Origin of the sequence: Mesorhizobium sp. B2-8-9 (assembly GCF_006439475.1) — a bacterium.
GTDB lineage: Bacteria > Pseudomonadota > Alphaproteobacteria > Rhizobiales > Rhizobiaceae > Mesorhizobium.
In genome coordinates this window covers 76,521-95,929 of the sequence record NZ_VFTQ01000027.1, presented here as the reverse complement: position 1 = coordinate 95,929, position 19,409 = coordinate 76,521, and the positions used below count along the sequence as shown (strand labels likewise).

The window sequence follows — 19,409 nt, the reverse complement described above, 5'->3', positions numbered from 1 at the left end:
AACTGGTCATGAGCGAGACGTTTCGCGGCGCCGGCGAGGCGCCGCTTAAATCGGCAATCGCAAAGCTCGGCAGCGCATCAAAGCCATGATCAGGCGGCCCTCGGCGTATCCCAGCGCGAGCCGCCGCCGAAAGAGCCCAGCGCCTTGTCGCGCAGTTCCCTGAATTTGGACGAGGTCTCGGCGAGCCGGCGGTCCCATTCGGGATTGGGCGCCTGGCCTTCGATGGCTTCGAAATAGACCTGCATCAGCGAGGCGATGGCGAAGGGCTCGATGAAGGCTGCCTTGAAGGCCCAGGCGAAGACGATGGCCAGCACGAAGGCCCAGCCGGCAAGCTGGCCCGGCATGACCCACAGAATGGCCGCCGCGGGCGCCAGCATCAACAGGAAGATGACGAAGGACACGCCCCACATGATCGCCGCCAACCAGACGGCGTTCTTGACCATGTGCTTGCCGTTCTGCGCGTAGAGCACGACGCCTTGCCTTGCCGTCTCGAAAGGCGAGCTCGAATTGATGCGGATATTGTAGCCGAGGATGATTTCGTCGACATAGGTCAGCGACACGCGGATCACCGTGTTGATGAAGCTGACGATGCCGCTCAGGCCCGGAATGGGCAGGAAGGCGGCGATGCCGCCGATCAGGCCGGTGATGGCGCGGATGGCGCCCTTGACCAGCTGGTCGACGACGAAAAGGATGTTGGCCTCGGCAAAACGCTGGGTGACCACTTCCTTCGCGTAGGCGATCTGGCCCTGGCCGTCGGGGACATCTTGGCCGTCGATCAGATGCACCATGACGGCGATATGGCCCGCTTTCAACACATAGAGGATGTATTCGCGTATCCAGTAGACGGCGATCGAGACGACGCCGAAGCCGACCACGCCACCCCACAGCGCGAAGGACATCGGGCCGTCGGGATCGGTGGAGATGTGGCCGACGCCGTAGCCGACGCTGGCGCCCGTACCGGTCGCCATGATGTAGGCGACCGTGATGCCAAAATAGACGATCATGCGAAAGACGATGAACGGCCATGTCCGCATCATGATCGACACGGATCTGGCGATGCTGAAGTCCCACATGGCCCCGACTCCCCTCACCTTCAGAGTTGGCGGTGGAGGATGCGCTCGCCCCGGCGATTGTCAATCGCGGCAGGGTTGCGCCGGCCCGAAACCGGTGCATAAGCCGGTGGCTTGATTACCCGAGCGTGCCGTCAAGGCTTCTTGCGCAAGCCTTCGAGCAACTGCTTGAAGGCCGTGATCGCTTTTTTCGAGGTCGCCTCGGGGTCCGTCGAATTGGCGATGCGCTGCGCGGCCTGGCTGCTGGCGCCATTGATCAGCCGTGAGGTCGTCTCGGGATCAAGCTCCGGAACGACCTCGCCCTCTTCCTGCAGCCTGGTCAGATGGTTGGTCATCGAGGCGGTGCAGGCGCTGGCATTCGGCCACTGCGCCGGATCGCCGAGCACCGCCGGGCCATCGCGGAACATGATGCGCTGGATTTCCGGCTCGAGCGCCATCTCGATATAGGTGGTGCATTCGTCGACGAAATGCTGCCAGCGGGTCGGCGCTTTCGAAGCCACCTCGTTCACCCGCACAGCCATTTCGCCGTCGATCTCCGCGATCACCGCCTGCAGCAGTCCCTTCTTGTCGCCGAAATGATGGTAGAGCGCGCCGCGCGTGAGGCCGGCCGACGCGGTGAAATCGTCCATCGAGGCCTCGGCATAGCCGATCGTGCCGAAAGCATGGCGAGCGGCCGCGATCAGCTTGGCGCGCGTCTCGGCGATCATCTCCTTGCGCGGTCTGTGCATGGTTCTGGCCCTACTCACATACGCCTCGTATGCCAATTGACATACGTGGCGTATGAACTATCTCACAGTCATACGCAGCGTATGTAATTTTAGTATGCGCCGTTGTCGAGGAGCAGGATCATGCGAAACCCTTATTCGGACATCTTTCGGGCTCCCGGCACGAAAGGCTTTGCCGCGGCGGCTTTCATCGCGCGCTTGCCGATCGCCATGGCCCCGATCGGCATCGTGGCGATGCTGTCGCAGACACATGGCGAATACTGGCTGGCCGGCGCCGTCTCGGCGACCTATGCGCTGGTCAATGCTTTCCTGTCGCCGCAAGTGTCGCGGCTGGTGGACCGACGTGGCCAGACGGCGATCGCAGCACCCATGACGCTCGTCTCGGTGCTTTCCTTCGCGACATTGATCGTCGCGGCCAACCAGCACTGGCCTATCTGGACGTTGTTCAGCTCGGCGCTACTTGCCGCCGCCATGCCCAGCATCCCGGCGCTGGTCCGGGCGCGCTGGACCGAGATCTTCCGCGACCGGCCGGAGCTCAACACGGCGTTCGCCTTCGAATCGGCCGCCGACGAACTGGTCTATGTCGCCGGCGCCTCGCTGTCGGTGGGCTTGAGCGCCGCGCTGTTCCCGGAAGCCGGCATGGTGGTCAGCACATTGCTGCTTGCGCTCGGCTCGGCGGCATTCCTGCTGCAGCGCTCGTCCGAGCCGCCGGTCCGCCCGGCCGAACATGGCGCGGCCGGCTCGGCGATCCGCCTGCGGCCGGTGCAGATCATCACCTTCGCACTGATATTCGTCGGCGCGACCTTCGCCACGACGGAAGTGACGACGGTGGCGATGACCAAGGAGCTTGGCCAGCCTGAGGCGGCGAGCCTCGTCATCGGCGTCTATGCACTGGGATCCTTCGTGCTGGGCATCATCGTCGGCGCGCTCAGCCTCAAGGTGCCGCTGCAGCGGCAATTGGCCCTTGCAGTCACCGTGATCGCGCTCACCACCTTGCCGCTCCTCTTCGTTGACACGGTGCCGACGCTGGCGCTGGCGGTGTTCGTCAGCGGCGTCGCGATCTCGCCGACCTTCATCACCGCCTTCGGCCTGATCGAGCGCCACGTGCCGCCGGCGATGCTCACCGAAGGCGTCACCTGGGTGACGACCGGCATCGGCATCGGCATGGCGCTGGGTTCCTTCGCCGCCGGCTGGATGGTCGACACTTTCGGTCCGCAGAACGGGTTTTGGGTTTCGGTCGCGGCCGGCGCCATCGCGCTCGTCACCGTGCTCGCCGGTCAATGCCGGTTGGCGACGGACGATTGCGATGTGGACAGCGGCGAGGCGGTGGTTCCGGCGGAGTGATCGAACGAAGCGTCCAGCACTCGTTTCGCCAGCGTTCGGAATTGGCCGAGACCCTCGCGACTTCGTCATCCACGGGCGGAGCGACGCGAAGCGGAGCGCAGACCCGAGGATCCATTCCGTGACCTTGATCATAGAGCGCAGCGGAGCAGAATTCTGCACCGTCGCGGCGCTTCGAGGTCACGGAATGGATCCTCGGGTCTGCGCGCGTCGCTTCGCTCCTTGCTCCGCCCGTGGATGACGACGTCGCGGAGGCTTCCGCCAATCGCCTGCGTCGCGGAGGCTCCATCAATCAGACTGCCGCTAGGACCTCTGGCGCGTCAGGTCCTTCGACGGACTACAGAATCTCCGTTTTGGCGATATGGATGCCAAATCCTTCAAGACCGACATAGTGGCGCTCGCGCGAGGCGATCAGGTTGATCGAGGAGATGCCCAGGTCCCTGAGAATCTGGGCGCCAAGGCCGATCTCGCGCCATTCGTTCTCGCGGCGGAGGGCTTCTTCGTGGTCCTCGCGCTCGCCGCTCGCGGGCCGCTTACGCTCCTGATGGGCGACACCGACCGAGCCTTCACGCAGATAGACGATGACGCCGCGCCTGCGCTCGCCCATCGCCCTCATGATGCCGTCGAGCCGGTGGCTGGTGCCGAAGACGTCGGTGACGACATCTTCCGAATGCAGCCGTACCGGCACCTCCTCGCCATCGCGGATGTCGCCGAAGACGACCGCGAGATGGTGCATGGAATCCCAGGGCAGCGTGTAGGTGAAGGCCTGGGCCTTGCCGCCGGGCGTGTCGATGTCGGAGCAGGCGACGCGTTCGACCAGCGTCTCCTTGCGCTGGCGATAGGCGATGAGGTCGGCGACCGAGACCTGCTTCAGCCCATGTTCCTCGGCAAAGGCCTGCACTTGCGGCCCGCGCTTGACCGTGCCGTCGTCATTGACCAGTTCAGAGATGACGCCGACCGGCGGCAGACCGGCGAGCTTGCAGAGATCGACCGCGGCCTCCGTATGGCCGGAGCGCATCAAGACGCCGCCTTCGCGCGCGATCAGCGGGAAGATGTGGCCGGGACGCACGAAATCCGACGGGCCGACATTGCCATTGGCAAGGTTGCGCACGGTGAGCGTGCGGTCGTCGGCGGAAATGCCTGTTGTCGTGCCGTGCTTGAAATCGATGCTGACCGTGAAGGCAGTGGTGTGCGCGGAATCATTGTCCGCCACCATCGGCGCGAGGTTCAGCCGCCTCGCGTCCTCGCGCAGCATCGGCGTGCAGACGATGCCGGAGGTGTTGCGCACGATGAAGGCCATCTTCTCCGGCGTGCAGTGGACGGCGGCGACGATCAGGTCACCCTCGTTCTCGCGCCCGTCATCGTCCATGACGACGACGATCTCGCCGCGCTCGAAGGCACGGATCGCTTCGACGATCTTCTTCTGGTCGTAAGGCATCGGCGCTCGCTTCGCTCGCAGGAATTAGGCAGTAGGCAGTAGGCAGTAGGCAGTAGGCAGTAGAAGAAAGAAAATGGCTGTGTCGGGCGGTCTACTGCCTAATCCCTACTGCCTACTCCCTTCCCTGTCTGTCCTCTGTGCCGCAGATAATGATCTGCGATCGCGCAGGCAACCATGGCCTCGCCGATCGGCACGGCGCGGATGCCGACGCACGGGTCGTGGCGGCCCTTGGTCATCACCTCGACATCCTTGCCATCCTTGTCGATCGACTGGCGCGGGGTCAGGATCGACGAGGTCGGCTTGACGGCGAAGCGGGCGACGATCGCCTGGCCGGTCGAGATGCCGCCCAGTATGCCGCCGGCATTGTTGGACAGGAACACCGGCTTGCCGTCATTGCCCATGCGCATCTCATCGGCGTTCTGTTCGCCGGTGATGCGGGCCGCCTCGAAACCATTGCCGATCTCGACGCCCTTGACGGCGTTGATCGACATCAGGCCGGAGGCGATGTCCTGGTCGAGCTTGGCGTAGATCGGCGCGCCGAGGCCGGGCGGCACGCCGTCGGCGACGATCTCGATCACCGCGCCGACCGAAGAGCCAGCCTTGCGGATGCCGTCGAGATAGGCGGTGAAGACCGGGACCGAGGCCGGATCCGGAGTGAAGAACGGGTTCTCGGCGTCGCCGACGAAATTCCAGTTCCAGTTGGCGCGGTCGATGGACTTTTCGCCCATCGAGACCAGCGCGCCGCGCACCACCATGCCGGGCACTATCCTGCGCGCCAGGGCGCCCGCCGCGACCCGCGCTGCCGTCTCACGCGCCGAGGAGCGGCCGCCGCCGCGGTGATCGCGCAGGCCGTATTTGACGTCGTAGGTGTAGTCGGCATGGCCTGGCCGATACTGGCGGGCGATCTCGCCATAGTCCTTGGAGCGCTGGTCGACATTCTCGATCAGCATCGACACCGGCGTGCCAGTGGTGATCATCGTCTCGCCGTCCTCGTCGAGGATGAAGCCGGACAGGATCTTGACCTCGTCCGGCTCGCGGCGTTGGGTGACGAAGCGCGACTGTCCGGGCCGCCGGCGGTCGAGCTCGGCCTGGATATCCTCGCGCTTGAAGCGGATGCCGGGCGGGCAGCCGTCGACAACGCAGCCGAGCGCGGCGCCATGGCTTTCACCCCAGGTGGTGACTCGAAAGAGGTGGCCGAATGTGTTGTGCGACATGAGGATACGCCCTGCCCGGTGAGGGAACCCGGTTAAGGCTGCCTTCTATTGGCGTTTTCCACAGTGGTCAAACGCTGATCGGGTGTGCATCAAACTGTGATGTGGCGGATTTAGTTTTGACACATTCGGTTGGTTTCTGCTCTCTTCCCATCCGCCGTTGAGGACCCGCCGCTGACAAGCCGGCGCAATGACCTAAAGAGGACGACGATGCGTACCCTGATTGGCGCGGCCTGCGCCATGTTGCTGATTTCCACCGCCGCCGCGTTCGCCGGCCAGACCGAAGGCCTGATCAAGAAGGTCGACAAGGACACGCTGACGCTGACGCTCGACGACGGCAAGGCCTACAAGCTCAACGCCGAGACCGACATCGACTCGCTGAAGCCCGGCATGGACATCGTCATCGCCTATGACGTGACCAATGGCGAGAATGTCGTGACGGACATGCAGTTGCCCGACAGCGACCAGAACTGAATTCAGGTGAGGCCGGCCTGCAAATGGCGGCTTCCTGCGCTTCCGGTGCTCACGTATGAAAAGTACGCTCCGCTCCGGCCTTCGCCGGCCGAAGCTCTCATGAGGGTCTCCGCGCTATGAAGGCTACGGCCGGCGTAGGCCGGTTCTCGGAACCCACCATTTTCGACTCGGCCTGACCTGAATTCGCCAGGCCGCGCCTAGCGTCTCCGCGACGGAGCTTCGCTCCTGCTTCGCCCTAGAATGACGAAGCGGAGTGCCTTCAAAGCCACTCCAGGCTGCGGCCCTCCAGCCGGAGCAGGCGGTCCTGCGGGACATCGAGGCTGGCGGCCTCCTCCTTGGAAATGCCAGTGACCAAGCGGAAGAAGCAGCGCATGACGCCGCCATGGGTGACGCAGACCGTCGGCCGGCGTAGCGCGTCCAGCCACGGCTTTATCCGCTCGAGCAGCATTTCGTAGCTTTCCGCGCCCTCGCCCGGCGGCTGGAAATCCCACTTCGCTGCGCGGCGACTTTTGGTCGAACCCGGGACACGCTTTTCGAGTTCGGCAAAGGTGAAACCCTGCCAGTCGCCGAAGCTTAGCTCCACCAGGCGTGGATCGGTGCGGTAGGCGGAAGGATCGAGCCCCATCGCAGCGCGCATCAGCTCCATCGTCTCGCGCGTGCGCCGCATCGGGCTGGCGACAAAATCGAAATCCGCAGGATTTCCGATGAGTTCCGCCAACCGTCGGCCGTTTTGCGTCGCCTGCTCGCGGCCAAGTTCGTTGATATCGGTATCGGCCTGGCCCTGCAGGCGGCGCTCGGCATTCCACTCGGTCTGGCCGTGACGCGCGATGTAGACGAGCGGATACATCAGGTCTTCCAAGGTCGGGCGCTTTTTGCTTTTCAAGCAATTCCGGACGGAAAACCGCTTCGCACTTTTCCTGGAAGTTGCTTGGACGCTGGATAAGCGGAGAGGATCAGTCCTTGACGGTCGAGATATCCGGCGCGTCGACCGCCTTCATGCCGACGACATGGTAGCCGGAATCGACATGATGAACCTCGCCGGTCACGCCGCGCGACAGGTCCGACAGGAAATAGACGCCGGAATCACCGACCTCTTCCTGGGTGACCGTCTGCTTCAGCGGCGAATTGTACTCGTTCCACTTCAGGATGTAGCGGAAATCGCCGATGCCGGAGGCGGCCAGCGTCTTGATCGGACCGGCGGAGATCGCGTTGACGCGGATCTTCTTGGCCCCGAGATCGACCGCGAGATAGCGTACGCTGGCCTCGAGCGCCGCCTTGGCGACGCCCATGACGTTGTAATGTGGCATCACCTTCTCGGCGCCGTAATAGGTCAGCGTCAAAAGCGAGCCGCCATCGGTCATCAGCGGCTCGGCGCGCTTGGCGATGGTGGTGAAGGAATAGACCGAAATGTCCATGGTCCGCAGGAAATTGTCGCGCGTCGTCTCGACATAACGGCCGGTGAGCTCGTCCTTGTCGGAAAAGGCGATGGCGTGGACGAGGAAGTCGAGCTTGCCCCAGTGCTTGGCGATGTCGGCGAAGACCGCGTCGAGACTTTCCGGGTCGGTGACGTCGCAATGGCCTGCGACATGCGCGTTGAGTTCGGCCGCGAGCGGCTCGACGCGCTTCCTGAAGGCCTCGCCCTGATAGGTCAGAGCGATTTCGGCGCCGTGATCGACGCAGGCCTTGGCGATGCCGAAAGCGATCGACCGATTGTTGGCGACGCCCAGGATCAGGCCCCGCTTACCGGCCATCAGGCCCTGTCCACCCGCCATGTGCAAGCTCTCCGCAAGAATATCTGCTTTGTGGAGAGCCTATCGCACAGGCACAAAGCCCCTTCAAGCGCTCAAAAGACACTGCAACAGGAACAAAATTCCCTCAATCAACCTTTCCTGCGGCGCATCAGGGCCTCGAGTTCGGCATCACCGCCCTCCGGCAGCATCAGCCGCACATGGGCATAGAGATCGCCATGGCCGCCTGCCTTTTCCGGCAGGCCCCTGCCCTTGAGGCGCAGCACCTTGTCCGAGCTCGACCATGCGGGCACGTTGACCGCGAGCTTGCCGGTCGGCGTCTCGACCGCCACTTTGGCGCCGAGCACCGCATCGGACAGATCGACGGGAAGATCGACATGCAGGTCGCGGCCTTCGATGCGGTAGCGCGAATGGCGGCGGATGTGGATCTTGACCAGCGCATCGCCAGGCTGGCCTGGACCCTGCTCGCCCTGGCCCTTCAAGCGGATCGTCTGGCCATCCTCGACATAGGCCGGCAGCTTGACCGCCACCTTGCGGCCGTCGGGGAACATCGCCGTCACCTTGTCGGCGGTGGCTGCCTCCTCGACGCTGATATCCATGGTGACGTTGAGGTCCGCGGCCTGGACCGGCTGACGGCGGTCGGCCCGGCCGGCGCCGCGGGCGCCGGAGAAGGCATCGCCAAAAATCTGGCTGAAGATGTCGCTGTTGCCGTCGAACGGATCGCCGCCCGGGCGCCCGCTGCGAAATTCGAAATGCGCGCCGCCGGGGCCCTGCTGACGGCGGAATCCGGCGAACGGATCGCCGCCGGCCGCACCTTCAAAGCCCTGGAATTTAGGCTTGCCGTCGGCGTCGATCTCGCCGCGATCGTAGGCGGCGCGCGTCTTCTCATCGCCGACGATCTCGTAAGCCTGGTTGGCGGCGGCAAAACGGTCCTTCGCCTTCGGATCATTCGGATTCTGGTCCGGATGATACTTTTTGGCGAGCTTGCGGTAAGCCGATTTTATGTCCTTGGCCGATGCGTTCTTGGCAACGCCCAGCACCTCGTAGGGGTCGCGCATGCTTCCTGCCTGCATGAGAGAATGGATTTATGGGTCGCCTCCTATATGCGCTCGCATAGGAAGAAATTCCAGTGGCGCAAGGGCAATTGGCGCCCGAAAATCAGAGTGCCGGACAATCAGAGCGCCTTGAATTCCTGCATGCGCCAGCCGCCGGCCTCGGCTAGGCACAGCTCGCCCTTGTAGAGGGCGACACCGTCGAAGCTCTCGCGCGTGGCGCTGAAGCGGCGGCAGGTCAGGCCGCCATCCTTCAGTTCCACCAGTTCGGTGATCGCGCCGCGGGACCCGGTCCCGGCATTGGCCCATGGCACCGCTTGGCCGCCGAGCTCCTTCACGTCGGCGGAAGAAACGGCATTGCCGATGGTGGTCTGGTCGGAGTCCTTATCAGCCGCCGGGGCAGCCAGCGACGACGGCGCGCTGGAGGTGATGATCGAGCGGTCGACGTCGGCCTTTTCGAGGCTGAAGCCGCCGGCACCGCAGCCGGCAAGCGATAGCGCCAACGTCACGACCACAGCCTTGACGCTGGCAGAAGCGATAACGCCCCATTGCCTGCTGTCAAAAGCTTGCGCGATACGCGACAATCGGCCAACTCCTCCCGCAACGGTAAAAATTCGGAAAACTATGAACGAAACTGAGTTAACAAGCAGTGACTTCACCGAGGCCGCGGAGCCGTTCAGGCTCTTTGCCGCATGGCTGGAGGACGCCACCAAAAGCGAGCCCAACGATCCCAACGGCGTAGCGCTGGCAACCGTCGACGCCGACGGCATGCCGGATGTGAGAATGGTGCTGCTCAAGGGGTTCGACGAAAAGGGATTTGTCTTCTACACGAATTTCGAGAGCGCCAAGGGCCGCGAGATTCTTGGCAGCATGAAGGCGGCGATGTGCTTCCACTGGAAATCGCTGCGCCGCCAGGTGCGGATACGCGGGCCGGTGGAGATCGTCAGCGACGCCGAGGCCGACGCCTATTACGCGACACGCCCGCGCGGCAGCCGCATCGGCGCCTGGGCCTCGAAACAGTCGCGGCCGCTGGAAAGCCGGTTCGCGCTGGAAAAGGCGGTAGCCGAATACACGGCGCGCTACGCCATCGGCGAGATCCCGCGACCGAAACATTGGTCGGGTTTCCGCATCCTGCCGCAGACGATCGAGTTCTGGCAGGACAGGCCGTTCCGCCTGCACGACCGCATCCTTTTCTCGCGCAACGCCGCCGGCTGGGACAAGACGCGGCTTTATCCTTGAACGGTGCCGCAGGCGAAGGGCTCAGCCCTTCTTGCGCGTCATGAAGGCGGTGAGCGCCCCGCGCGCCTCATCCGACTTGAGCCGCTCGCGGAAATGCTCGCTTTCGACCTCGATGCGGGCGATCAATTCCTCGCGAGGCGCGCGCATCAGGTCGCGCGCGATCTTCAGCGCCTCTGGCGGCTTGGCCGCGATGTCGGCGGCGGCCGCCAACACGGCGCTTTCGAGGGAGTCTTCCGCGACGACATCGTAGATCATACCCGCGGCCTTGGCGCGCTCGGCCGAAAAGCCTTCGCCCAGGCCGAGCAACGCGAAGGCGCCCTGCCGGCCAAGCAGCCGCGGCGCGATCAGACTGGAGCCGGCTTCAGGCACCAGGCCGAGATCGACGAAGGGCGTGCGGAACAGCGTGCGCGGCGTGGCGAAGGTCAGGTCGCAATGCAGGTTGAGCGTGGTGCCGATGCCGACGGCGATGCCGTCGACGCCCGACACCATCGGCTTTTCGGCCTTGGCCAGCGCCATCAGGAAATCCCAGACCTCGTTGCCGCCCTCGCCGCCGGTGGCGATGACCAGGAAATCGGCTAGGTCATTGCCGGCGGAAAAGGCGCCCGGAACGCCGAGGAAGACATGGACGCGGACCGCCGGATCGGCGTCGCCTTCGGCGAGCGCCGCCGACATCTTCGCATACATGGCGCGCGTCAGCGCGTTCTTCTTGTCCGGGCGGTTGATGCGGATGATCTGCACGGCGCCCTGGCGCTCGACGAGGATGTGGTCTGTCACGATCTTTTTCCTTGTGAACGTCAAGCGGAAATCAGTTGCTTGCCGGCGGCGGCGAGGCTCTCGGCGCCGTCGACGACACGCTCCTTGAGCGCGCGCGTCTCACCGAGCAGGTTTTCTGCAAAGAAGCGGCAAAGCGCGACGCGGCTGCGGTCGGCCAGCCCGCCTTGCGCCAGATAGGCGCCGCCGGCAGCGAGCGAGATCAGGCGCAGATAGGGCGTGGCGCCGGCCATCGCGGCGTCGGTCTTGCCGTCGGCCATGAGCTTCTGCAGGAACCGCGTCGCCTCGTCGAGATCGGCCAGCGCATGGTCGAGATTGTCGGCGGTGCGGCCGAAACCGTCAATGTTGGAGGTGCGCACCGCATCGGCCACAGCTTTCAATTCGCCGATATAGGAATGCACATGCTCGCCACCGCCGAGCGGCAGCTTTCGCGCCACAAGATCGATCGCCTGGATGCCGTTGGTGCCTTCATAGATCGGCGCGATGCGCGCGTCGCGATAGAGCGCTGCGGCACCTGTCTCCTCAATGAAGCCCATGCCGCCATGCACCTGGACGCCGATCGAGGCGACCTCGACGCCGACATCGGTCGAGAAGGCTTTAGCGAGCGGCGTCAACAGGTTGGCGCGGTCGCGCCAATTGGCGGCGGCCTCACCCTCGCCGACGCGCGCGCGGTCGATGGCGTGGGCGCAGGAATAGCTGATCGAGCGGGCGATCTGGGTCAGCGCCTTCATGGTGAGCAGGTTGCGCTGTACATCGGGGTGATGGACGATCGGCGCCATGCCAGCGCCCGTATAAGCGAAAGCCTTGCCTTGGCGGCGCTCGTTGGCATAGGCGATCGCCTTCTGGGTGGCGGCCTCAGCCACGGCCACGCCCTGCATGCCGACGGCAAGGCGGGCGATGTTCATCATGGTGAACATGCAGGCCAGACCCTTGTTCTCCTCGCCGATCAGCCACCCGATGGCGCCGGGTGCGGAGCCTCGAAAACCGTCGCCGTAGATCATGGTGCAGGTCGGCGAGGCATGGATGCCGAGCTTGTGCTCGAGGCCCGAACAGAAGACGTCGTTGCGGGCGCCGAGCGAACCGTCGTCATTGACGAAAAACTTCGGCACCAAAAACAGCGAGATGCCGCGCGTGCCGGCCGGCGCGTCGGGCAGCCTGGCCAGCACCAGATGCACGATGTTGTCGGTGAAATCGTGCTCGCCATATGTGATGAATATCTTCTGCCCGAAGATGCGGTAGGTGCCGTCGCCGACCGGCTCGGCGCGGCTGCGCAAGGCCGCGAGGTCCGAGCCCGCCTGCGGCTCGGTCAGGTTCATCGTCCCCATCCACTCGCCGGAGACGAGTTTTGCCAGGTATTTGGCCTTGAGTTCCTCCGATGCGTGTTTGTCGAGCGCCTCGACCGCGCCCATGGTTAGCGTCGGACCAATACCGAAGGCCATGGCGGCGGAGTTCCACATTTCGAGCGCGGCGACGCCGAGCATGGTCGGCAGGCCTTGGCCGCCGAATTCTTCCGGACCGGACAGCGCGTTCCAGCCACCCTCGATCCAGCGCCGGTAGAGCTCCTTCCAGCCGGGCGGCGTGGTGACGGCGGCGTCCTTCAGCACAGCGCCTTGCTCGTCGCCGATCTTGTAGAGGGGGGCCACTTCCTCGCTGGCGAAGCGGCCCGCCTCGGCCAGGATCGCGTCGACAAGGTCCTCGCCGAGATCGCCAAAAATGCCGGCGTCAAGCGCCGGCTTCAGCCCCGCCACCTGCTTCAGCGTGAAGGCGATGTCCTCGACCGGCGCGCGATACATGTCTGCTCCTCCCATTCCGGCCGAGCGTAGGCGCATGGCCGAAGCGAAGCCATCCACCTTTGGGCCGGCCTCACGCCTTCTTTTTACGTAAACGTCAACTTTTGTCACGCGGATTTTGTTTGGACTTCGTCATCCACGGGCGGAGCGGGAGCACCGCGAACGCGCAGAGCCGAGGATGGGCCTGACAACCGGAAAACCGCGTCCACTTTTCCTGGATTACCAGCCGGATGTAATTCGGCGTAGAATTTTGAATGGTAATTGCAACGTTGAGATTGGCCGTGGCCTTCGCGATTTCGTCATTCTATGGCGGAGCAAGGAGCGAAGCGACGCGCGCAGACCATAGATCCATTCCGTTACTTTGAGGCGCTTCTACGGTGCAGAATTCTACTCCGCTGCATCCCACGGCCAAGGTCACGGAATGGATCCTCGGGTCTACGCGTCCGCTGCGCTCCCGCTCCGCCCGTGGATGACGAAGCTCGGACGCTGCGCTGATCTCCGGAGTCTGCGATTGCTTCGTTGGGGCAAGCGAACCTTCGCGCTTGGTCCAAGCGTCCGAAATCGCGCAGAAACAAAACGGTCTCTCAACGTATGCTGCGTCCCACCGCCTGCAGCGCCAGGAAGGCTTCGTAACGTTTGTCGTGCCAAGCCCGCATTTCACCGGTCGCCGGGGTGAAAACATCGCCAAGCCGGGACATGGCAGGCATGGCGCTTGAAAGGTCCGCATACCGGCCGGCCGCGACAGCTCCGAGCATCGCAGCGCCCAGCAGCACCGGTTCGGGCGATTGCGACGCGGCGATCGCCAAGCCGGCGGCGTCGGCAAGCAGCTGGCGCACCAGCGGCGACTGCCCGGCGCCGCCGCTGATGACGATGGTGTCGACGGCAAGACCGGATGACGCCATCGCCGCCACGATCTGGCGCACGCCGTAGCCGAGGCCGCAAAGCCCGGCCACGTAGAGGCCGACGAGATTTTCGACGGAACGGTCCGTGCCAAGCCCGGCAATCAGGCCGCGCGCGTCCGGATCGGCCAAGGGCGAGCGATTGCCGAGGAATTCGGGAACGACATGGATGCTTCCCGCGAGCGTGGCCGCGGCCGATAAGTCGGGCGAACCCGCCGTGGCGGCCGCGGCGAGCCAATCGACCAGCGATTTGCCTTCCGTAGCGGCGCGCGCAGAAGCCTCGGTTTCGGCCGGGTGGAAATGCACCAGCAGATCGATGGCCGCGCCGGCCGCCGACTGGCCGCCTTCGCTCAGCCAAAGCCCTGGCACCATGGCTGAATAATACGGCCCCCAGACTCCCGGAACGAAGGCCGGGCCTTCGCTGCTTGCCATGGTGCAGGCAGAGGTGCCGAGCACATAGGCCATGCGCGAGGCGATGGTGCCGGCTTCGCCCGCAGCCCCCACGGTGCCGACGCCGCCGGCATGGGCGTCGATCAGCCCGGCAGCGACAACCGTGCCCGCGACCAGTCCCAGTTCAGCGGCCGCCGCTTCCGTCAGGCCGGCGCCCAGCGCCGTGCCGGGATCGACCACGTCGGTGCCGATGCGGGCAAAATCCTCGTCGGCAAGCTCGCCGAGCCCCACGGCATGGAAATAGCTTTCGTCCCAGCGCCGTTCGTGGCCGAGATAGGTCCATTTGCAGGCGAGCGTGCAGACCGAGCGGGCAAGGCTGCCGGTGGCGCGCCAGGTCAGGTAATCGGCCAGGTCGAAGAAATGCCGCGCTTGGGCAAAGGTCGCCGGCAGGTTCTCCTTGAGCCACAAAAGCTTCGGCGTCTCCATCTCGGGCGAAATGACGCCGCCGACATAGTCGAGGACCGGGTGCCGGAGGGCGTTGATGCGCCTAGTCTGGTCGAGGGCGCGGTGGTCCATCCAGACGATGATGTTCCTGTCGCTATCTCCCGAGCGACCGACCGGCAAAGCCTCGCCATCATCGCCGACCACCACGAGGGAACAGGTAGCGTCGAAGCCGATGCCGCCGATTTCCCCGGGACCGACGCCCGATTTGCCGACCGCGTCGCGCACGCTGGCGCACACCGCCTGCCAGATGTCCCGGCTCGACTGCTCGGCGATCTCGCCGGGCTCGACGAAGAGCGCGATGTCGCGCTTGGCGGAAGCGAGCAGCTCGCCGCGCTCGTCAAAAACGCCGGCGCGCGCGCTGCCGGTACCGACATCGATGCCGAGAAAGTGGGAAGGCATGAGAACCTCAAAGGTAGGGCAGTAGGCAGTAGGCAGTAGGCAGTAGGCAGTAGGCAGTAGGAGATGATCCGTGTTGGACGGCCGGAGGCAACCGCCTCTTTCCCTATTCCCTACTGCCTAATTGCTACTGCCTACAAATCGTTGCTCTGCGGCAGGATCACCAGATCCCGAATGGTGATGTTTCTCGGTCGCGTCAGCATGAACAGGACGGCGTCGGCGACTTCGGTGGGCTGCATCAGGCCACCGGCCGCCAGCTCGTCTTCGAGCTTCTGCTTCGGCCAATCGCTGATCAGCGCGGTCACCACCGGCCCCGGCGCGACTGCGCCGACGCGAAGGCCGTGCTTGGCGACCTGCCGGCGCAGCGTATGGACGAAGGCCTGGATGGCGTGCTTGGAGGCCGTGTAGACCGGCTCCCAGACGACGGGGACGAGACCCGCGATAGAGCTGGTGACGATGATGTCGCCGGTCTTGCGTTCGACCATATGCGGCAGCACTGCGTGCACCGAGCGGAACACCGAGTTGATGTTGAGGTTCAGCATGCGGTCCCAGGCATCCGGATCGCCGTTGAGGATCTCGCCGCCCACATAGGAGCCGGCATTGGCGTGGAAGATGTCGAGCTGGCCGGCCTTTTCGAGGATGCCGGGCATCATGGTCGCCAGGCTTGCCGGGTTGGTGAGGTCGACCACCAGCGGGATCGCGCCGTCGCCGAGGTCGGCGACCACCTCCTTCAGCCTGTCCTCCGCGCGGTCGACCAGCACGACGCGGGCGCCGGCGGCGAGCATCGCCCTGGCGCATTCGAGACCGATGCCCGACGCCGCGCCGGTGACCGCGGCGACTTTTCCCGAAAGATCTTGAGCCATGTGTACCCTTCTCGTTTGAACTGTTCAGGCGCGGCCGTGCGAAGCACGGGAGCGGCGCGCGAGGGAGTCGACGATCACGGCGATGGCCAGAACGGCACCGGTGATCATGTAGCGAAGCGACGAGGATAGATCGAGCAGCGTCAGCCCGCTGGCGATCGACTGGATGACGATGATGCCGAGCAGCGCGGAATAGGCGCTGCCGCGGCCGCCGAACAGGCTGGTGCCGCCGATGACCGCGGCCGCGATGGCGTTCAGGTTGACGTCGCCGGTGCCGGCCTGCTGGCTGGCGGAAGCGAGCCTGGCGGCCGCCAGCACGCCGCCCAGCGCGGCAAAGAACGAGCAGAGCGCGAAGGCGCTGAGATAGATGGCGCGCACCTTGATGCCGGCGCGCCGTGCTGCCTCGCGGTTGCCGCCGACGGCGGTCATCGAGCGCCCCCATTTGGTCCGGGTCAGCGCATAGTTCATCGCCACGACGAGGCCGACGAAGAGGCCGAACATCCACGGGATGCCGCGCGACTGGTTGAGATAGGCGACGATCAGCTCGAGGCCGACGGTAATGACGGCGACGCGCACGATGAGCCCGGTCACGGACGGTGCCGACAGGTTGGCCGCCCGGCGGCGCGCGAAGGTGCGAAGCCCGGAGATCAGCAGCGCCAGGCCCGGGATCGCTGCCAGCGTGTACGATACCCATTTCGGCATCACCATCAGCTGGCCGAAATCCACCAAAGCGGAGCCGTATGGCAGGTTGATCGAACCGGTGGAGCCGAGAATGTAGAGCTGCATGCCCAGCACCGCGAGCAAGCCGGCCAGCGTCGAAACGAAGCTCGGCATGCCCAGACGGTTGAACAGCAGGGCATAGAGCGAGCCGATCAGGGCGCCGAAGGCGAGCGCCGCCAGGATGGCGAGCGCAACGGGCCATCCCTGGTTGACCCAGAGCGTGCCGACCATCGCTGAGGCGAAGCCACTGATCGAGCCGACGGAGAGGTCGATCTCGCCGACCATCAGCACGCAGACGATGCCTAGCGCGATGACGCCGACCGTCGAGCAGTCGAACAGAAGATTGACCAAATTGCTGCTGGAAACGAAGACCGGGTTGAGGCTGGTGAATACGGTCCAGATGACCACCAGGCCGACGATGACCGGCAGGGAGCCGAGATCGCCGCTACGCACGCGGTCGAGGAAGGCGCGGAGCGCGCCGCCGAAGCCGGCTTCATGCTTCACTCGCGCATCGGCGCGGTCGAGGGCCATCGGGGCGGAGGTGCTTTTCTCTGCCGTCATGGGCGTTGCTCCCCCGCCTGTGCGCTGCCGCTGTGATCGCGCTCCATGCGCAAGCGCTCGACGCGGCGCGACACCGCGTTGTTGGACGCGCCGGTGATGGCGCTCACCAGATCCTGGTTCGAGGCGTCGGGCTCGAAGACGCCGTTGTTGCGCCCCAGCCGCAGCACCACGATGCGGTCGGCGACGGCGCGGACATCTTCCATGTTGTGGCTGATCATCACGACGCCGAGGCCGCGCGCGCGGACGCGGTCGATAAGGTTGAGCACCTCCGCCGTCTGGGCGACGCCAAGCGCCGCGGTCGGCTCGTCGAGCAGGATGAGTTTCGGCTCGAGCAGCAGCGAGCGCGCGATGGCGACCGTCTGGCGCTGGCCGCCGGACAGCGAGGCGACCGCCTCGCGCACGCTCGGGATGCGCGCCGACAATTCGTTGAGCAGCGTCCAGGCCCGCATCTCCATCGCCACCTCGTCCAGCCGCAGCGGACTGAGCTCGTTGCCCAGGAAAATGTTCGCGACCACATCGAGGTTTTCGCAAAGCGCGAGGTCCTGGAACACCGTGGCGATGCCGAGCGTCAGCGCCGCGCGAGGGTCCGGAAGCGTGACCGGCTTGCCGCGGAAATTGATTGTTCCCGCGCTCGGCTGATGCACGCCGGCAAGGATCTTGACCAGCGTCGACTTGCCGGCACCGTTGTCGCCGACCAGCGCGACGACCTCGCCGGCATGGACATCGAAATCGATATCGGTGAGCGCCGAAACGGCGCCGAAATTCTTCGATATGCCGCGCAGGCTGAGCACCAGCTCGCCGGCGGAAGCCGACCTTTCGGGACTTTCACTCATGCGCCGCCTTTCTTGACTGTCGTTCATTGGACATCCGGCCGCCAAGGAGCGGCCGGATGCCATATGGATCACTTCGTGATGCCGAGCTTCTTGCAGCCCTCGGCATAGCGATCGACGCAGAGTTCGGCCGCCGTGTTGATCTTCTTGTCGATGATCTCGGCCTTGAGGTTCTCCTGCGTCACCACCGCCGGCGTGAACAGCTGCGAGGGCGTGTCGTAGAGCGTCATCTCTGCCTTCGGCTTTTCGCCCGACAACAGCTTGACGGCCACGTTGGCCGCGGCGGCCGCAACAATCTCGCTCGGCTTGGAGATGGTGTTGTACTGGTCGCCGGCGATGATCAGCTGCAGCGCCGCGATGGTCGCGTCGTTGCCGGTCACCGGCGGAACCGGATCGACGCCTGCTGCCTTGAAAGCGGCGATCGCGCCGCCGCCAGTGCCGTCATTGGCCGCGACGACGCCGAGGATCTTGGTGCCGAAGCGGGTGATCTGGCCGCTCGCCCATTGCTGCGCCTTCGGCGGCGCCCATTCCGGCGTGTCGAACTCGGCCAGGATCGGATAGCCGCTGTTGTCGAGGCCTTCGTGGATGCCCTTCTTGATCAGGCCGGCGGCAGCGTCGGTCGGCGAGCCGTTGATCTGCAGCAGGCCGCCGCCGGCCGGGTCGACCTTCAGAGCCTTGAGGTGCTCGATCAGCGAGTCGGCGATGGCCTTGCCGATGCCTTCATTGTTGAAGGAGACGTAGAAATCGGCGGGCGCCGTCGGGATGGGCCGGTCATAGGCGATCACCTTGACGCCCTGGCTCTGGGCGAGCTTGACCAGCGAGGCGGCGGCGGTCGAATCGACCGGGTCGAGCACGATGGCCTTAGCGCCCTGCGAGATCACCGAATTGAACTGCTGCTGCTGGCGCGCAGCATCGGCGTCGGCGTTCTGGTAGATCACCTTGCAGCCCGGGCAGAGCTTCTTCATCTCGGCGACGAAGCCGGGATAGTCGTGCTGCTCGTAGCGGGTCGACGCCTGGTCGGGCATCAGGAAGGCAACCGTGGCATCGGTTACCGTGTCGGCGAAGGCCGCGGTGCTGCCGAGCAGCGAGACCGCGAAAACGGCCGCGATCGTCGATTTAAAGGCAAACGGCGATTTCCAAGCATGTCTGGTCATTCGAATGTCTCCGTTTCGAGAAATGGTTTCACGAGGACCTGCGCGGTGGACCACGCGCCAGGCCTTGACTGCATGTCGAACTGTTGGGAGGAGTATTGTCAGTGGCCGAGGATCGATCCGATCCCGGTAAACTCTACAAGCATCCTCCTGAACGTGCTGGATTCGAAACAAACGATCTCCAGCACAGGGTGCTCCGCACCCCGCGTCCTTCCTTCCCTGAATCTTTTGTTGTTTGA

The 19,409-nt window shown here is 64.8% G+C and carries 18 protein-coding genes; 3 read left to right on the top strand and 15 right to left on the bottom strand.

Going from position 1 to position 19,409, the window contains the following annotated elements:
* Positions 1–89: 89 nt before the first annotated feature.
* Positions 90–1,073, bottom strand: a complete 984-nt coding sequence (locus tag FJ423_RS26070) for a hypothetical protein (RefSeq protein WP_140845851.1) — start codon at positions 1,071–1,073, stop codon at positions 90–92.
* Positions 1,074–1,204: 131 nt separating this feature from the next.
* Complete coding sequence (locus tag FJ423_RS26065) at positions 1,205–1,798, bottom strand: TetR/AcrR family transcriptional regulator (RefSeq protein ID WP_095766748.1); 594 nt, start codon at positions 1,796–1,798, stop codon at positions 1,205–1,207.
* A gap of 120 nt (positions 1,799–1,918) precedes the next feature.
* Between FJ423_RS26065 and FJ423_RS26060 the strand changes: the two genes are divergently transcribed.
* Positions 1,919–3,139 carry an MFS transporter gene (locus tag FJ423_RS26060; RefSeq protein WP_140845850.1) on the top strand — a complete coding sequence of 407 codons (1,221 nt, stop codon included), beginning with the start codon at positions 1,919–1,921 and terminating at the stop codon, positions 3,137–3,139.
* Between the two features lie 334 nt (positions 3,140–3,473).
* Here FJ423_RS26060 and ribB read toward each other — a convergent pair whose 3' ends face one another.
* A complete protein-coding gene (ribB, locus tag FJ423_RS26055; protein WP_140845849.1) occupies positions 3,474–4,574 on the bottom strand; it encodes a 3,4-dihydroxy-2-butanone-4-phosphate synthase in 1,101 nt (366 codons plus the stop codon).
* Between the two features lie 98 nt (positions 4,575–4,672).
* A complete protein-coding gene (gene aroC / locus FJ423_RS26050; RefSeq protein ID WP_140845848.1) occupies positions 4,673–5,788 on the bottom strand; it encodes a chorismate synthase in 1,116 nt (371 codons plus the stop codon).
* A 207-nt stretch (positions 5,789–5,995) separates the two neighbouring features.
* Between aroC and FJ423_RS26045 the strand changes: the two genes are divergently transcribed.
* Entirely contained in the window at positions 5,996–6,259 is a 264-nt protein-coding gene (locus FJ423_RS26045; protein ID WP_041002438.1) for a DUF1344 domain-containing protein, read from the top strand.
* 259 nt (positions 6,260–6,518) lie between these two features.
* Here the strand turns inward: FJ423_RS26045 and FJ423_RS26040 are convergent, their stop codons facing one another.
* The 4 genes from FJ423_RS26040 to FJ423_RS26025 all read right to left on the bottom strand — a co-directional run bounded on the left by FJ423_RS26040 (position 6,519) and on the right by FJ423_RS26025 (position 9,643).
* Positions 6,519–7,106, bottom strand: coding sequence for a histidine phosphatase family protein (locus FJ423_RS26040; RefSeq protein WP_140845847.1), 588 nt, complete (start codon positions 7,104–7,106; stop codon positions 6,519–6,521).
* 106 nt (positions 7,107–7,212) lie between these two features.
* Entirely contained in the window at positions 7,213–8,031 is an 819-nt protein-coding gene (gene fabI / locus FJ423_RS26035) for an enoyl-ACP reductase FabI (protein ID WP_095766743.1), read from the bottom strand.
* A gap of 107 nt (positions 8,032–8,138) precedes the next feature.
* Entirely contained in the window at positions 8,139–9,065 is a 927-nt protein-coding gene (locus tag FJ423_RS26030; protein WP_140845846.1) for a J domain-containing protein, read from the bottom strand.
* A gap of 116 nt (positions 9,066–9,181) precedes the next feature.
* Positions 9,182–9,643 carry an RT0821/Lpp0805 family surface protein gene (locus FJ423_RS26025; protein ID WP_140845845.1) on the bottom strand — a complete coding sequence of 154 codons (462 nt, stop codon included), beginning with the start codon at positions 9,641–9,643 and terminating at the stop codon, positions 9,182–9,184.
* Positions 9,644–9,671: 28 nt separating this feature from the next.
* Between FJ423_RS26025 and pdxH the strand changes: the two genes are divergently transcribed.
* Complete coding sequence (gene pdxH, locus FJ423_RS26020) at positions 9,672–10,298, top strand: pyridoxamine 5'-phosphate oxidase (RefSeq protein WP_224637804.1); 627 nt, start codon at positions 9,672–9,674, stop codon at positions 10,296–10,298.
* 21 nt (positions 10,299–10,319) lie between these two features.
* Here pdxH and FJ423_RS26015 read toward each other — a convergent pair whose 3' ends face one another.
* The 7 genes from FJ423_RS26015 to FJ423_RS25985 all read right to left on the bottom strand — a co-directional run bounded on the left by FJ423_RS26015 (position 10,320) and on the right by FJ423_RS25985 (position 19,173).
* Entirely contained in the window at positions 10,320–11,072 is a 753-nt protein-coding gene (locus FJ423_RS26015; protein WP_140845844.1) for a crotonase/enoyl-CoA hydratase family protein, read from the bottom strand.
* A 20-nt stretch (positions 11,073–11,092) separates the two neighbouring features.
* A complete protein-coding gene (locus tag FJ423_RS26010; protein WP_140845843.1) occupies positions 11,093–12,862 on the bottom strand; it encodes an acyl-CoA dehydrogenase family protein in 1,770 nt (589 codons plus the stop codon).
* Between the two features lie 581 nt (positions 12,863–13,443).
* The gene (locus FJ423_RS26005; RefSeq protein ID WP_140845842.1) at positions 13,444–15,051 is read right to left on the bottom strand and encodes an FGGY-family carbohydrate kinase; all 1,608 of its coding nucleotides are present in this window, start codon (positions 15,049–15,051) and stop codon (positions 13,444–13,446) included.
* A 131-nt stretch (positions 15,052–15,182) separates the two neighbouring features.
* A complete protein-coding gene (locus tag FJ423_RS26000) occupies positions 15,183–15,911 on the bottom strand; it encodes an SDR family oxidoreductase (RefSeq protein ID WP_140845841.1) in 729 nt (242 codons plus the stop codon).
* Between the two features lie 24 nt (positions 15,912–15,935).
* Positions 15,936–17,189, bottom strand: a complete 1,254-nt coding sequence (locus tag FJ423_RS25995) for a sugar ABC transporter permease (RefSeq protein ID WP_140845840.1) — start codon at positions 17,187–17,189, stop codon at positions 15,936–15,938.
* Entirely contained in the window at positions 17,186–18,022 is an 837-nt protein-coding gene (locus FJ423_RS25990) for an ATP-binding cassette domain-containing protein (RefSeq protein ID WP_140845839.1), read from the bottom strand. Before FJ423_RS25990 ends, FJ423_RS25995 begins: the two co-directional genes overlap by 4 nt.
* Positions 18,023–18,090: 68 nt before the next feature.
* A complete protein-coding gene (locus tag FJ423_RS25985; RefSeq protein ID WP_140845838.1) occupies positions 18,091–19,173 on the bottom strand; it encodes a sugar ABC transporter substrate-binding protein in 1,083 nt (360 codons plus the stop codon).
* Positions 19,174–19,409: the final 236 nt, after the last annotated feature.